Annotated in this window: 10 protein-coding genes; 7 read left to right on the plus strand and 3 right to left on the minus strand. The window is 76.8% G+C overall.

Annotation, left to right across the window (positions count from 1 at the left end; all coding sequences use genetic code 11):
* From infB to ACFXAM_RS18100, 7 genes are all read left to right on the plus strand, one after another.
* Positions 1 to 2,612 (plus strand): translation initiation factor IF-2 (gene infB / locus ACFXAM_RS18070; protein ID WP_380292267.1); only part of this gene is annotated, 2,612 nt, incomplete at its 5' end.
* Between the two features lie 134 nt (positions 2,613 to 2,746).
* On the plus strand, positions 2,747 to 3,043 hold the full coding sequence (locus ACFXAM_RS18075; RefSeq protein WP_350554301.1) for a DUF503 domain-containing protein: 297 nt from the start codon (positions 2,747 to 2,749) through the stop codon (positions 3,041 to 3,043).
* 153 nt (positions 3,044 to 3,196) lie between these two features.
* A complete protein-coding gene (gene rbfA / locus ACFXAM_RS18080; RefSeq protein ID WP_355372127.1) occupies positions 3,197 to 3,640 on the plus strand; it encodes a 30S ribosome-binding factor RbfA in 444 nt (147 codons plus the stop codon).
* Between the two features lie 2 nt (positions 3,641 to 3,642).
* A complete protein-coding gene (locus ACFXAM_RS18085; protein ID WP_380292269.1) occupies positions 3,643 to 4,749 on the plus strand; it encodes a bifunctional oligoribonuclease/PAP phosphatase NrnA in 1,107 nt (368 codons plus the stop codon).
* 67 nt (positions 4,750 to 4,816) lie between these two features.
* Positions 4,817 to 5,746, plus strand: a complete 930-nt coding sequence (gene truB, locus ACFXAM_RS18090) for a tRNA pseudouridine(55) synthase TruB (protein WP_380292271.1) — start codon at positions 4,817 to 4,819, stop codon at positions 5,744 to 5,746.
* A gap of 189 nt (positions 5,747 to 5,935) precedes the next feature.
* The gene (locus tag ACFXAM_RS18095; RefSeq protein ID WP_380292273.1) at positions 5,936 to 9,631 is read left to right on the plus strand and encodes a serine protease; all 3,696 of its coding nucleotides are present in this window, start codon (positions 5,936 to 5,938) and stop codon (positions 9,629 to 9,631) included.
* Positions 9,632 to 9,696: 65 nt separating this feature from the next.
* Positions 9,697 to 10,641 (plus strand): bifunctional riboflavin kinase/FAD synthetase, encoded by a 945-nt coding sequence (locus ACFXAM_RS18100; protein WP_380292275.1) that lies wholly within the window; start codon positions 9,697 to 9,699, stop codon positions 10,639 to 10,641.
* An 80-nt stretch (positions 10,642 to 10,721) separates the two neighbouring features.
* Here ACFXAM_RS18100 and ACFXAM_RS18105 read toward each other — a convergent pair whose 3' ends face one another.
* The 3 genes from ACFXAM_RS18105 to eccE all read right to left on the minus strand — a co-directional run bounded on the left by ACFXAM_RS18105 (position 10,722) and on the right by eccE (position 15,256).
* Positions 10,722 to 12,917, minus strand: a complete 2,196-nt coding sequence (locus ACFXAM_RS18105) for a MinD/ParA family protein (RefSeq protein ID WP_380292277.1) — start codon at positions 12,915 to 12,917, stop codon at positions 10,722 to 10,724.
* A 150-nt stretch (positions 12,918 to 13,067) separates the two neighbouring features.
* Positions 13,068 to 13,841: a hypothetical protein gene (locus tag ACFXAM_RS18110; RefSeq protein ID WP_380292279.1), complete on the minus strand. Its 774-nt coding sequence runs from the start codon at positions 13,839 to 13,841 to the stop codon at positions 13,068 to 13,070.
* Positions 13,841 to 15,256, minus strand: a complete 1,416-nt coding sequence (gene eccE, locus ACFXAM_RS18115; protein ID WP_380292281.1) for a type VII secretion protein EccE — start codon at positions 15,254 to 15,256, stop codon at positions 13,841 to 13,843. Before eccE ends, ACFXAM_RS18110 begins: the two co-directional genes overlap by 1 nt.
* Between the last annotated feature and the right edge of the window lie 20 nt (positions 15,257 to 15,276).

The following is a 15,276-nucleotide window of genomic DNA, read 5'->3' on the forward strand; positions in this document are numbered from 1 at the left end:
GTCCGGGCCCGCGTCCGGCCGGTCCGCGTCCGGGCAACAACCCGTTCACCTCGGGCAGTGCCACCGGCATGGCCCGTCCCGGCGACCGCCGTCCGGGCGCGCCGGGCGGCCGTCCGGGTGCTCCGGCCGGCCAGGGTGGCGACCGTCCCCGTCCGGGTGGCGACCGTCCGCGTCCGGGTGGCCAGGGTGCCCCCGGTGCGGGTGCCCCGCGTCCCGGTGGTGACCGTCCGCGTCCGGGTGGCCAGGGTGCCCCCGGCGCCGGCGCTCCCCGTCCGGGTGGTGCCCCGCGTCCCGGTGGCGCGCCGCGTCCGGCCGCTCCGGGTGCCCCGGGTGCCGGTGCTCCGCGTCCCGACGGCATGCCGCGTCCGGCCGGCCCGCGTCCGACCCCGTCGGGCATGCCGCGTCCGAACCCGGGCATGATGCCGCAGCGTCCGGCCGGTCCGGGCCCGCGTCCCGGCCCCGGTGGCCGTGGTCCGGGTGGCCCCGGTGGCCGTCCGGGTGCGCCCGGTGGTGCCCGTCCGGGCTTCCAGGGCCGTCCGGCCGGTCCGGGCTCGCGTCCGGCCGGTGGCGGCTTCGGCGGTCCGCGTCCCGGTGGCGGTGCCCCGGGTGGCGGCGGCGGTGGCTTCGGTCCGCGTCCGGGTGGCTTCGGCGGCCGTCCGGGTGGCCCGGGTGCCCGTGGTGGCACGCAGGGTGCCTTCGGCCGTGGCCCCGGTGGCCGTCCGGCCCGTGGCCGCAAGTCGAAGCGGGCGAAGCGCCAGGAGTACGAGGCCATGCAGGCCCCGTCCGTCGGCGGTGTGATGCTGCCTCGCGGCAACGGCCAGACCGTTCGCCTGTCGAGCGGTGCCTCGCTGATGGACTTCGCGGAGAAGATCAACGCCAACCCGGCCGCGCTCGTCTCCGTCATGTTCAACCTCGGTGAGATGGTCACCGCGACGCAGTCGGTCTCCGACGCGACGCTGCAGCTGCTGGCCGACGAGATGGGCTTCCAGCTGGAGATCGTCAGCCGGGACGACGAGGACCGCGAGCTGCTGGAGTCGTTCGACATCGACTTCGGCGCCGACGAGGGCGACGAGGACCAGCTGGCCCCGCGCCCGCCGGTCGTCACCGTCATGGGTCACGTCGACCACGGTAAGACCCGCCTGCTGGACGCCATCCGCAAGTCCAACGTGGTGGCCGGCGAGGCCGGTGGCATCACCCAGCACATCGGTGCCTACCAGGTGGCCACGATGGTGAACGGCGAAGAGCGCCCGATCACCTTCCTGGACACCCCGGGTCACGAGGCGTTCTCCGCCATGCGTGCCCGTGGTGCCAAGTCCACCGACATCGCGATCCTGGTGGTCGCGGCCAACGACGGTGTCATGCCGCAGACGGTCGAGGCGCTCAACCACGCCAAGGCCGCCGGTGTGCCGATCGTGGTCGCCGTCAACAAGATCGACGTCGAGGGCGCCGACCCGACCAAGGTCCGCGGTCAGCTGACCGAGTTCGGCCTGGTGGCCGAGGAGTACGGCGGCGACACCATGTTCGTCGACATCTCCGCGCGCCAGGGCCTGAACATCGACCAGCTGCTGGAGGCCGTGGTCCTGACCGCGGACGCCTCGCTGGACCTGCGGGCCAACCCCGAGCAGGACGCGCAGGGTATCGCCATCGAGGCCCACCTCGACAAGGGCCGCGGTGCCATGGCGACCGTCCTCGTGCAGCGCGGTACCCTCCGCGTCGGCGACTCGATCGTGGTCGGCGACGCCTACGGCCGCGTCCGCGCGATGCTGGACGAGAACGGCAACAGCCTCTCCGAGGCCGGCCCGTCCCGCCCGGTGCTGCTGCTCGGTCTGACCTCGGTGCCCCGCGCCGGCGACAGCTTCATCGTCGTCGACGAGGACCGCACCGCCCGCCAGATCGCCGAGAAGCGCTCGGCCCGCGACCGCAACGCCGCCTTCGCGCAGCGTCGGGTCCGGGTGTCCCTGGAGGACCTGGACAAGGCCATCGCCGCCGGCTCCATCGAGCAGCTCAACCTCATCATCAAGGGTGACGTCTCCGGTTCGGTGGAAGCCCTTGAGGACGCCCTCGTCAAGCTGGACGTGGGCGAGGAGGTCGAGCTCCGGGTCCTGCACCGCGGTGTGGGTGCCATCACCGAGTCCGACGTGGACCTGGCGATGGGCTCGGACGCCATCATCATCGGCTTCAACGTGCGCGCCGAAGGCCGTGCGCGTGCCGCGGCCGACAAGGAAGGCGTGGACGTCCGGTACTACTCGGTCATCTACCAGGCGATCGAGGAGATCGAGAACGCCCTCAAGGGCATGCTCAAGCCGGAGTACGAGGAGGTGCGCCTCGGCGCCGCGGAGATCCGCGAGGTCTTCCGCTCCTCCAAGTTCGGCAACATCGCCGGTGTCCTGGTCCGCGACGGCATCATCCGCCGCAACGCCAAGGCCCGCCTGCTGCGCGACGGCAAGGTCGTGGCGGAGAGCCTCACCATCGAGGGTCTGCGCCGCTTCAAGGACGACGCGACCGAGGTCCGCGAGGGCTTCGAGGCCGGTGTGACCCTGGGCTCGTTCAACGACATCAAGGTCGAGGACATCATCGAGACCTACGAGATGCGCGAGAAGCCGCGCGCGTAAGCGGGTGGCTGCCGGGGCCGGCCGACGGGTGGAATTCCCGTCGACCGGCCCCGGTCCTGCTGTGTAGGGTCCGGGGAGCGGTCCCGTTCGGGGCCGCTCCCCGAGGCCTTCCAGGTCGGCTTGACCTGTCACACATGTTCGTGGGAACACTCACCTTCGACCTGCTGTTGGGCGACGTCCGGTCGCTCAAGGAGAAGCGGTCGATCGTGCGGCCCATCGTGGCCGAACTGCAGCGCAAGTACAGCGTGTGCGCTGCGGAGACCGGGAACCAGGATCTGCACCGCCGGGCCGAGATCGGTCTGGCGGTGGTGTCCGGCGAGGCCGGGTACGTCACCGAGGTCCTGGACAGCTGTGAGCGGTTGGTCGCCGGCCGCCCCGAGGTTCAGTTGCTCTCCGCCAGGAGGCGCTACCACAACGACGACGACGAATGAGAGCTGTGGAGCCGGGCGGCGTGAGTCGCCGTTCTCACACAGATCAGGACCGAGAGCGCCCACAAGGCTGGGCGCGGGCCGGTACTTTGGGGCAGGGGCCCCGACGGGCGCGCAGCACGCCCGGGTACCCGGCCCACTGCACGAGGAGGCAACGTGACCGACACCGCAAGGGCGCGCAAGCTCGCCGACCGCATCCAGGTGGTCGTCGCCCAGACCCTGGAGCGCCGGATCAAGGACCCGCGGCTCGGGTTCGTGACCATCACCGACGCACGGGTGACCGGGGACCTGCGCGAGGCCACCGTCTTCTACACCGTCTTCGGCGACGACACCGAGCGTGAGGCCACGGCCGCCGCGCTGGAGAGCGCCAAGGGCGTGCTCCGCTCCGAGGTCGGCAAGCAGACCGGGGTGCGCTTCACCCCGACGCTGACCTTCGTCGCGGACGCCCTGCCCGAGAACGCCCGGAACATCGACGACCTGCTCGACCGGGCCCGGGCCATCGACGCCGCGGTGCGCACCACTGCCGCGGGCGCGACCTACGCCGGTGACGCGGACCCGTACAAGGTTCCGGCGGCCGAGCGTGACGACGAGGACGAGTAGTCATGGCGGGTGAGCCGGCGGCGGCCGGTTCGGCGGCCGGTTCCGGTTCGACCACGGGGGCGTCCTCCACCGACACGGTGGAGGGTGCCCTCGCGGTGCTTCCCGGACCGCGGGCCGAGGAGAGCGGGGCCGAACTGGTCTGGCAGCAGGTGGTCGCGGAGATCGGGCGGGCCCGCTCGGTCGACCTGATCTGCCACATCTGCCCGGACGGCGACGCGCTCGGCTCCGCGCTGGCGGCCGCGCTGGCCCTGCGCGGGCTCGGCAAGGACGTCCGGGTCTCCTTCGGCGACGACCCGCAGATCGTCCCCGAGTCGCTGGCCTTCCTGCCCGGCCAGGAGCTGATCGTGCCGGCCTCGGCGGTGCCCGACGTCCCCGAGCTGGTGCTCTGCTTCGACGTCGCGGCGGAGAGCCGGCTCGGCCTGCTGCACGACAAGGCCTTCGCCGCGCCGGTGCTGGCCGTCCTCGACCACCACGCCTCCAACCCCGGCTTCGGGACCCACCAGCTGATCGACCCGGGCGCCCCGGCCACCGCCGTCCTGGTGGACGAGCTGCTGCGCCGGCTCGGCGTCGAGCTGGACGAGGACCTGGCGACCTGCCTCTACACCGGTGTGGCCACCGACACCGGCTCGTTCAAGTACCGGGCCACCACCCCCGCGACGCACGAGCTGGCGGCGCGGCTGCTGGCCACCGGCATCCGGCACGACCTCATTGCGCGGCAGCTGTGGGACACCTCCTCCTTCGGCTACCTCAAGGTGCTGGCCGGCGCGCTCGACCGGGCCGTCTACGAGCCGCAGGCGGCGGGCGGGCTGGGGCTGGTGTGGACCTGGGTGCCGTACCAGGACCTGGTGCTGTTCAGCGTGACCGTCGAGGAGATCGAGGGTCTGATCGACATCCTGCGCCGCCCGGCCGAGGCCGAGGTGGCGCTGGTGCTCAAGCAGGACCCGGACGGCACGCTGCGCGGCTCCTCGCGCTCCAAGGGCGCGGTGGACGTCGCGGCCGCCTGCGCCCGGATGGGCGGCGGGGGCCACGTCTTCGCGGCCGGGTTCTCGGCCCGGGAGGACGTCGCCGTGGTGGTGGAGCGGTTCCGGGCCGCACTGCGGGTTCGGTAGCCGCGCCGCGGCTTCGGTAGCTTTGCGGTGCGGTTGATGTGTGTAGGGCTTTGACAGAGAGAACTTGATGAAGCGCAAAGGCACCGGTCCGGACGGCCTGGTCATCGTCGACAAGCCGGAGGGCATCACCTCGCACGGGGTGGTCGCCAAGCTGCGGTGGCTGGCCGGGACGCGGAAGGTCGGCCACGCCGGCACCCTCGACCCGATGGCCACCGGTGTGCTGGTGATCGGGGTCGAGCGGGCCACCCGGCTGCTCGGTCACCTGATGCTCACCGCCAAGACCTACGAGGCGACGATCCGGCTCGGCCAGACCACCGTCACCGACGACCGGGAGGGCGAGGTCACCTCCTCGACCCCGGCCGACGCGGTGAGCCGCGAGTCGATCGACGCCGGGATCGCCGCGCTCACCGGCGAGATCATGCAGGTGCCGTCCAAGGTCTCCGCGATCAAGATCGACGGCAAGCGGTCCTACGCGCGGGTGCGCGAGGGCGAGGACTTCGAGCTGGCCGCCCGGCCGACCACCATCCACGCGTTCACCGTGCACGGGCAGCGCGCGGCGGTGGCGGAGGACGGGACGCCGGTGATCGACCTGGACGTCACCGTGGAGTGCTCCTCCGGCACCTACATCCGGGCGCTCGCCCGCGACCTCGGTGCCGGGCTCGGCGTCGGCGGCCACCTCACGGCGCTGCGGCGCACCCGGGTCGGCCCGTACGGGGTGGAGTCGGCGCGCACCCTGGAGCAGCTGGAGGAGTCGGTCACCGGCGGCTCCGGCGCGGCGCTGGAGGTGCTGCCGATCGGCGCGGCCGCGGCGGCCGCCTTCCCGCGCTGGGACCTCGACGCCGACCAGGCGAAGCAGCTCTCGCACGGCGCCCGGCTGAAGGCGCCCGGGATGGGCGTGGACGGGCCGATCGCGGTGTTCGGGCCGGACGGCACCTTCCTGGCGCTGGTGGAGGAGAAGGGCGGCCAGGCCCGGCCGGTCGCCGTCTTCGTCGGCTGATCGGGCCGCGCGGGGCCGGTGCCCGGAGGAGTTTCACCCGCACGGGGGAGCGCGCGGAGTGAACGGCGGTCGTGACCGGCGCGGGGGCGGTCCGTCCGCGCGCGCGCCGGGCAGGCTCCCCGGCGGCGCGCAGGCCGTTGCGACGAGTCCACTCCCGGGCCGCCCGGTCCTGCGGGGAGGGCTGCGGGCATGCCGGGACTGCGGGGCTTCAGGAGCTCTCCGGGGGAGGACGACGACACCGGCCCGGCGGGCGGCGCGGGCCGCGCCCTGCTGCGGATCCGCGACCGCGACGGGCGGCTGCGCGGGCTCGGCTTCGCCGTCGACCGGCAGGGCACCGTCCTGACCGCCCACGAGGCCGTCGCGGGCCTCGACGGGATCGTGCTCCAGCTGCGCGGCGGACGGACCAGGGTGGTGGGCCCGGAGCACGTCCGGCTGCTGCCCGGGCAGGGCCTCGCCCTGCTGTGCACCGGCCCGGCCGGCGGGCTGCCGGTCCCGCTGCTGCCCCTCGCGGAGCCGCCGGAGGGCGGGAGCGGCGGGGGCCTGCTGCTGACCGTCCCGGCGCCGGGCGAGGGGCGGGCGGACGGGCGGACGGTGCTGCTGCGGTGCGGCCCCGCCGCGACCACCGCGGCGGTGTACCCGCAGGGCGGCCGCTTCCACCCGATCGAGGGCGTACTGCTGCTCGACGTGCCCTCGGCGGCGGACGCGGCGGCGGTCCCGGCCGGGGCGCCGGTGCTGGACGCCGCGAGCGGTGCGGTGGTCGCCGTGGTGGTGCCCGGTCTGCGGGTGCCCGGACGGCCGGGGCCGCCGGCCGCCGTCCCGGTGCGGGGCGCCGTCGCGGCCGGGCCGGAGCTCGCCGAGGTGCTGGCGCGCAATGCCGCGGACGTTCCCGCCTACGGGCGCGCGCTCAACCTGGCCGGGGTGCTCCGGCTGACGGCCGCCCAGGTCGCGGGGGCGAGCGCGGGCCCGGGCCGGGTGGCCGCCCTGGCGGCGGATCGGGTGGAGCGCCCCGACGGCCTGGTGGAGTGGGCCGGGCTGTCGGCGACGGGGAGTGCGGCGAGGCCGGGGGGCGCGTGGCCGGGGCCGGACGCCGGGGTGCGGGGTGCGCTCGGGGGCACGGGGGCGGCGGACGCCGGGGTGGTGGCGCTGGTGGGGGCGCCCGGGTCGGGGCGGAGCACCGAGGCGGCGGCCGTGGCCGTACGGCGCGGCGGCGGGGAGTGCCCGCGGCCCACGGTGTGGCTGCGCGGCGCCGACCTCACGGCCGGGGACCGCTCGCTCGCGGGAGCGGTGGAGCGGGCGCTCGTGCCGGCGGCGGCCGGGCTGGACGTGCCGCCGCCCGGCGCGGCGGCCGTGGCGGCGCTCTGCGCGGCGGCCGGTCGGCCGCTGCTGGTGGTCCTGGACGGGCCGGAGGAGTCGCCGGTACCGCTCGACGCGGACTGGCTGCGGGCGTCGGCGGGGTGGCTGGCGGCGACCGGTGCGCGGCTGCTGGCCGTCTGCGGGGAGGAGGGCTGGGCGGCGCTGGCGCCGGGCGCGGGGCCGGAGGGGGCGGTGGTCCGGCGGCTCGGGCCGCTGCCCGTCGGGGCGGCGGACCGGGTGCGCCGACGGTACGGGCTGCCGCCGGGGTGGCCGGCGGACGCGGACGCCCGGCACCCCCTGGCGGTCCGGCTGGCCGGGGAGCTGTGGGCGGAGGGGCTGCGCGGGGAGCCGGTGCGCCGCGGTGAGCTGTTCGCCGCCCACCTCGACCTGTGCTGTCTGCGGGTGGCCCGGCGGCTCGTCGAGGACGGCCGCTCCCGGCGGCCCGGGGCCCACCGGCGCGGCGCGGTCCGACCGGCCGGGGAGGCAGCCGGTCGGGTGCGGCGGACGGCGGCGGCGGTGGCGGGACGGATGCACGAGGCGGCCCGGCGGATGCTCGGCGCCGGGGAGGGCGGCCTGGGCCGGGCCGCGTTCGAGGAACTGTTCCCGGTGGCCGGCGGATGGGCGGCGGCCGTGCTGGCGGAGGGACTGTTCGTCCCGGCCGGGCCCGGCCACCGCTTCGCGTATGGGGAGTTCGCCGACTGGCTGCAGGGCCTGCACCTGGACCTGGACGCGGCGCTGCGGCTGCTGCTCGGCGAGGCCGAGGACACCCCCGCGGCGGCACCCGCCGGCCGCGCCGTCGTGCCGCGGCACCGGATCGGCCCGGTGGCCGCCGCGCTGCGCAGGATCGGCGAGACCTGGGGCGCGCCGGCGCTGGACCCGTGGCTGCACCGGCTCTGGCGGGCGGTGGACCTGCGCCCGCCGGGCAGCGAGCCCGCCTGGTGGGCCGGCGCGCTGCTCACCGCGGGCCTGGCGGACGGCCCCGACATCGGCGAACACCGGGCGCTGCTGGAGCAGTTGGCCGAGCGGATCGTCGAACGGTCGGCCGTCGCGGGCGGATTCGAGCGGCTGCCGGTGCCGGGGCCGGGCGGGTTCGGTCCGGGGTTCTGGGCCGCCCTCGGGCTGCCGGTGGAGCACGAACTCGACCTGTACCGGCGGCTGGTGGCCGCCGACGGGCCCCGGCGGCCGTTCCTCGCCGCGGTGGCCGCCCGGCTGCGCGCCGACCCGGCGGGCGTCGTGCCGCTGCTGTGCGCCTGGTTCGACGACCCGCGCGGCCTCCCCGGCCGGCCCGGGGCCGTCGTCGCCGACCTCGCGCACGACCTGCTGTTCGCACACCGGGCGCTGGCCCTGGACGAGTTGACCGAGGCACTGGCCGGGGCCGCGCACCCCCGGGCGGACGCGCTGCTGGCGGTGCTGGCCGCCGAGGAGCCGTCGGCGCTCTGCCGGGCGGTGGACCGCTGGAGCCACGACCCCCGGCCGGAACGGCACGTCGCCGCCGCGGTGCACGGGCTGCGGACCGCCCCGCACGCCCGCGGCGCCGGCCCCGAACTGCTGCGGTTCGCCGCGCTCGCCCTGCTGGCCCGGGAGGACGAGCCGGCCCTGCACGGCGCCGCGCTCGCCCTGCTGCTGCGGGACGGGCGGAGCCGGGCCGGGCACCTGGCGGCGGCGCTGGCCGTGTACCGGCGCGGCGAGGACCGGTTCCTGACCGCGCGGGCCCTGGCCCCGGCACTGGAGAGCGATCCGGAGCCGGTCCTCGCCGCGCTGGCGGACCGGCTGGGCGGCCCGGCCGGCGCGGGACCGGCCGGCGCGCCGGTGGCCGGGACGCTGCGGGTGCTGGCCGACGCCCGGTCGCCGCTGGCCGTCCGGTGCGCCGCCGAACTGGCGGCCCGGCTGCTGCGCGAACGGCCGGAGCTGGCCGGTCCCCTCGCCGTCGACTACCTGGGCCGCCGGCTGGCGCGCGGGGTGGTGGAGGGGGCGGTGGCCCGGCTGGAGCTGCGGGTGCTGCTGAGCAGCGCCCTGGCGGCCCGCGCGGCGGCCGTGCGCCGGCCGTTCGCCGAGGCGCTCTCCCGCCCGGTGCCCGATCCGGTGGCGGACGCCCTGCGCTGCGAGCTGCTGGACACCCTGCTGGCCACCGAGGGGGACCCGGAGGTGCTGGCGGCCGCCGTCGCCGGGCTGGCCGAGCACTGCGCCGCGGAGCGGCCGGCCCGGGCCCGCGCGGTGCTGGTACGGGCGGCGGCCGGGCTGCCGGACGCCGACACGCTGCTGGTGCGCTGCGCGAGCCGCTCGGCGGCGTTCGCCGCGCTGCTGGCGCGCTGGCCGCGGGACGAGCGCCCGGCCCGCCCGGTGGGGCCCCGGCTGGACCGGCTGCGCGCCCTGGTGGCGGCCGGGCGGGACCCGCAGTACGCGGCGGCGCAGGCCGAGCGCACGGGCGGCGGCGAGGCGCTCCGGACGTCCGCCGCCGTGCCCCGGCACCGGGTGGTGCGACCAAGTTGCCTTCCGGTGCCGAACTCGGGAGAGGCGCATGGCACGCTATAGGGGTTCGGGTTTTGAGCGTTTGAGCGTACCGACGGTACGCACCGTAGGGAACAAGGAGCGGTCAGGTGCAGCGCTGGCGTGGCCTGGAGGAGATCCCCGATGACTGGGGACGCAGCGTCGTCACCATCGGCTCGTTCGACGGGGTGCACCGCGGACACCAGCTGATCATCAACCGGGTGGTCGAGCGCGCCCGCGAGCGGGGCGTGCGTTCGGTGGTGGTCACGTTCGACCCGCACCCGAGCGAGGTGGTCCGCCCGGGCAGCCACCCGCCGCTGCTCGCCCCGCAGCCTCGCCGGGCTGAGCTGATCGAGGAGCTGGGCGTGGACGCGGTGCTGGTGCTGCCGTTCACCACCGAGTTCTCCAAGGAGTCGCCGGAGGAGTTCTTCCGGCAGGTGCTGGTGGAGGCGCTGCACGCCTGCCTGGTCGTCGAGGGGCCGAACTTCCGCTTCGGCCACCGGGCGGCGGGCGACGTCGGGCTGCTGGCGGAGCTCGGCCGGGCCGCGGACTGCGGCGTCGAGGTGGTGGACCTCCAGGTGCGCGGCACCGCGGGCGACGGCGAGCCGTTCTCCTCGACGCTGACCCGCCGGCTGGTCGGGTCCGGCGACGTGGCCGGGGCGGCGGAGGTGCTGGGCCGTCCGCACCGGGTGGAGGGCGTGGTGGTGCGCGGTGCGCAGCGCGGCCGCGAGCTGGGCTACCCGACCGCCAACGTGGAGACCGTGCCGCACAGCGCGATTCCGGCCGACGGCGTGTACGCGGGCTGGCTGACGGCCGACGGCGAGCGGATGCCGGCCGCGATCTCGGTCGGCACCAACCCGACCTTCGACGGCACCGCGCGCACCGTCGAGGCGTACGCCATCGACCGGGTCGGCCTGGACCTCTACGGGCTGCACGTGGCGGTGGAGTTCCTGGTCTACCTGCGCGGGATGGAGAAGTTCGACTCCATCGAGGCGCTGCTGGACCGGATGGCCGACGACGTGAAGCGCGCCCGCGAGCTGACCGACGCGGGCTGACCGGCGTCGGCCGACCGGCGCCGCCGCAACGGCACGAGGGCCCGCCGACCGGGAGGTCGGCGGGCCCTCGTCGTCGGCTCCTACTGCTGCGGCGGGGCGGACGGCGGGTAGCCGTAGCCCGCCGGCGGCTGCTGGGCGTCCTCGGGCCGGGCGTAGCCGTAGCCGGGGGCCGGCGGCTGCTGCCACTCCGGGACCGGCGGCTGGGAGGCGGGGGGCGGGCCGGGCGGCTGCGGCTGGGCGCCCTGCTGCGGCGGGTAGCCGTACCCGGCCGGGGGCGGCGGGGTCTGGCCGGGCTGCTGCGCCCAGGGCGCGCCCGGTGCGGGCTGGGCACCGGGCTGGCCGGGCTGCGGCGGGTAGCCGTACGGGTACGGCTGGCCGTACGGCGGCTGGGGCTGCGGACCGCCCTGGGGCTGCGGGTAGCCCGGCGCCGGGGGCTGCGGGGCCGCCTGCTGCGGCGGGGCCTGCTGCCAGCTCGCCTGCTGGGCGGCGGCCTGCTGGGCCCGCACGATGTCCTCGCCGACCAGGGTGGCCAGGTCGAAGTACGCCTCGCGGACCTTGGGCCGCATCATGTCGAGGTTGACCTCGGCGCCGGCCGCCAGGCTCTCGTCGAACGGCACCACGACCACGCCGCGGCAGCGGGTCTGGAAGTGCGCGACGATGTCCTCGACCTTGATCATCTTGGCCGTCTCGCGGACCCCGGAGACCACCGTGATGGACCGCTGCACCAGGTCGGCGTAGCCGTGCGCGGAGAGCCAGTCCAGGGTGGTGGAGGCGGACGAGGCGCCGTCCACGCTGGGCGTGGAGACGATGATCAGCTGGTCGGCGAGGTCCAGCACCCCGCGCATCGCGCTGTACAGCAGACCGGTGCCGGAGTCGGTCAGGATGATCGGGTACTGGCGGCCCAGCACGTCGATGACCTGGCGGTAGTCCGAGTCGTTGAAGGTGGTCGACACGGCCGGGTCGACGTCGTTCGCCAGGATCTCCAGGCCCGAGTGCAGGTCCTGCGAGGTGAACTGACGGATGTCCATGTAGCTGCGCAGGTGCGGGATGGCCGTCACCAGGTCGCGGATGGTGGCGCCGGTCTGCCGCTTGACCCGGCGGCCGAGGGTGCCGGCGTCCGGGTTGGCGTCGATCGCGATCACCTTGTCCTGGCGCTCGCTCGCCAGCGTGGCGCCCAGGGCGGTGGTGGTCGTGGTCTTGCCGACGCCGCCCTTGAGGCTGATCACCGCGATCCGGTAGCAGCTGAGCACGGGGGTGCGGATGATCTCCAGCTTGCGGGCCTTCTCCGCGGCCGCCGCCTTGCCGCCGAACTGGAAGCGCGGCTGCTGGCGCTGCTGCTTCGGCTGGCTGCGCAGCAGCCGGTCCGAGGACAGCTCGACGGCGGCGGTGTAACCGAGCGGCGCGCCGTGCGCGGTCTGCTGCGGGGCGCCGGCCTGCTGGAACGCGGCGGGCGCGGCCGGCGGCTGGCCCCACTGCGGGGCGCCGGGCTGGGGCTGCGCGGGCTGCTGGGGCGGGTAGGCGCCGGGCTGCGGCCAGCCGGCCGCGCGCGGGTCGGCGGCGGCGGGCGGCGCGACCTGGCCGGGCTGCGGTTGCCCGGGCTGCGGGTGGGCCTGCGGCGGCTGGGCCGCCTGCTGGGCCTGCTGGGCGGCGGCCCAGGCGGCCGGGTCCTGCGGGTAGGGCTGCGGCTGGCCCGGCGCCGCCGGGTAGGGCTGCGGCGGTGCGGGGGCGGGGGCCGGGGCCGGGGCCGGGTACGGCTGGGGCGCCGACGGGTCGGCCGGCGGCCAGCCCTGGCCCGCCGCCGGGGCGGGCGCGGGAGCCGGGGCAGCTGCCGGAGCGGGCGCCGGGACGGCTTCCGCCGCCGGGACGGCGTGCGCGGCCGGGGCGGCGTGCGCGGCGGCCGGCGGCGCGGCGAACGGCTCGGCGGGTGCGGGGGCGGGAACGGGCGTGGGCACCGGCGCGGCAGCGACGGCCTCGACCGGCTGCGGCTGCGGCTGCGGCGCCGCCTGGACGGGCGCCGGGGCCTGGACGGCGGGCGCCGCCACGACCGGTGCGGGCGCGGGCGCCGGCGTCTCCGCCGGAGCGGACGCCCCGCCCGGAGGCGGCGTCACCGGGGCACCCGGCGCGGCCGCGGCCGCTGCCGGATCCGGCGCCGGGGCACTCGCGGCGTCCGTCTGCACGTACCAGGACGGGGGAGTGTAGTCGGGCGCGTCGGACCAGTCGTCGTCGTCCTCCGCCGCGTTGTCGCCGACGTAGACGCCGTCCCGATCGCTGCTCACCTAGGCTCCCTCGTGTTCGCCGCCGCCTGTTCGCGGTGCCGTTGCCTTCTCACAGCCTAGGCCGTGGGCCACCCCCGGCTGAAGGCGGTGCTGCAACTCCGGACGGGCCGCGGACGGCCCCGGCGCGGCCCGCGGCCGGCCCTCCGGGGGTCAGTCCAGGCGCCGTGGACCGCCCAGGACCTGCTGTTCCGCCTGGCCGGCCACGATCCGTACGTACTGACGGTTCATCCGGGTCGTCCACAGCGTCAGATCGTCCGACAGGGACGGCAGTGCGGCCACCTCGCCGGTGCCGAGCGAGAGCACCCGGCCGATCAGTTCGGCCTCCTCCGGCATCACCCGCTGCACCCCGACCAGGTCGGCGCCGTTGAGCACCCGCACGGCGTTCGGCCCCAGGTGCGGCACCAGGGTCAGCACGGTCTGCCAGGGCGTGGCGGAGAGCCGGCTGCGCGGCGGACGGGCGCCGAGGTCCCGCACCACCAGCACCGGAGAGCCGACCGAGGCGCCCTGCGGGCCGAGCCGCCCGGGCTGGTGGACCGTCACGCACGGCTGCCCGCCGCCCGCGGCCTGCGCCATCGGGCCCCACAGGTGGGCACGGGCGGTCTCGACGGCGATCCGCGCGCCGGTGGCGGCCGCCCGCAGCGCGATGACCTGCGCCGTCCAGAGGCCGCCGACCAGCACCAGGTCGTGGGCGCTGGGCCGGAACAGGCCGAGCACGGCGGGGCGTCCCTGGTGCACGTCCTCGCCGATCAGCACGCCGTCGTCGCCGACCGGGAAGGACATCGCCTCCAGTTCGGCGAGGGTCAGCACGTGCTTCTCCCGGCGCGGGCCGCGCAGCCCGAAGCCGGGCAGCAGCCGGGGCCGGACCCGGGGCTGCGGCTCCGCGCCGCTCTGCGGGGCGGCGACGGGGTGGGTCCGGTACGCCATCAGGAAGCACCTCCCAGGGGCAGTGTGGCGAGGACGCCCGGGGCCTGCTCCAGGTCGAGCCGGGTCAGGCCGAGTCCGGCGCTCTGCGCCCGGGCCTCCACCTGCCGGCCGAGGTCGACGGCCTCGCTCTCGCTGCGCCCGGTCACCCGGACGTGGCCGCTGAGGGCCACCGAGCCGCCGGTGCCGTGACCGGCCGTCAGACTGAAGGTGCCGGCCAGGGCGGGCGCGCCGGTGACCAGGTTGACCAGGTCGGGGACGGCGATCCGGCCGGGGGCGCCGCCGGGGCGGCCGAGCTGCGGCCAGCGGGAGATCCAGTAGGTGCTGTGCCAGCGGTCGTCGACCCGCCAGAACCGGTTGGTCTCCTGGGTGCGCCGTCCGCTGCCGCCGCCGCTGCCGGTGCCCTGGCGGCCGGCCGTGGCCAGCGGGTTGACGCAGCTGGAGATGGCGAGGGCGGCGATCAGCTCGCGCTCGTCGAGCACCGTGACGTTGAAGCCGGCGCTGTTCAGCCGCCCGGCGAGCTGGTCGGTGACCCGCTGGAGCGCCTTGCGGGCGCCCTGTTCGCCGCCGCCGCGGGCGCGCACCGCGGTGGCCGCCCGTTCCGGGTCGAGCTTGAGCGCCACCCAGGTGAGCCGCAGCGCGGGGGTGGCCGTGCCGTCGGCGAGCTCCCGGTAGGCGCGGGCGGCCAGCGACTGTTCGGGCAGGTGCGGGGCGGGCGCCGGCTGGGTGTGCTGGACCAGCTGGACCGACTCCAGGGTGATGTCGTCGACCCGCAGCGCGGAGCAGAGCACGTCCAGCGGCAGCGGCCGGGCGGTGCGGGCCGGGCGCAGCGGCAGGTCCTTGGCCTGGACGAGCAGCACGGCGCTGAGGAAGGTGCCGTCGCCGACCATGCCGGTCTCCCGGCGCACCGGCCGCCCGCCGAAGTCGGTCTCGGTGGCGTGGGTGCAGGTGCGCAGCGCGGGTTCGAGTTCCAGGGCGGGGGCGAGCGCCGGGTCGGTGCCGGGTGCCGGGACGTGCGCCCGGGCGCGCTTGCGGCGGGCCTTGAGCGCGGCGCGCACCCGCAGCGCCTCGGGGATGGTGCGCCCGCGCAGCGGCACGATCGCGAGCACGACCAGCACCAGGGCGACGGCGCCGAAGCCGGCGGCGACCGGGCGGCTGATCGTCCAGCCGACCGCGACCAGCGCCACCGCGACCTCGACCAGCACGAGCTGCTGGAGCCTCAGCCGGCCGCCGAGCAGTCCGGGGCGGGGGTGGACGCGGACCGCGACGCGGCCGTCGGCGCCGCCGGAGCGGTCCCGGCGCGGGGCCCGGTCGGGGGCGGGGGAGCCGCCTTCGCCGGCCCGGTCGCGTCGTGCCGGGCGGCGTTCACCACTGCCCCGTGCCGTGCTCCGGCGTCCTGGAGCGGTCTGGCTTGGCATCCCCCGAGTGCCCCTTCCTG

Source organism: Kitasatospora sp. NPDC059462, from assembly GCF_042749955.1.
Classification (GTDB): domain Bacteria; phylum Actinomycetota; class Actinomycetes; order Streptomycetales; family Streptomycetaceae; genus Kitasatospora.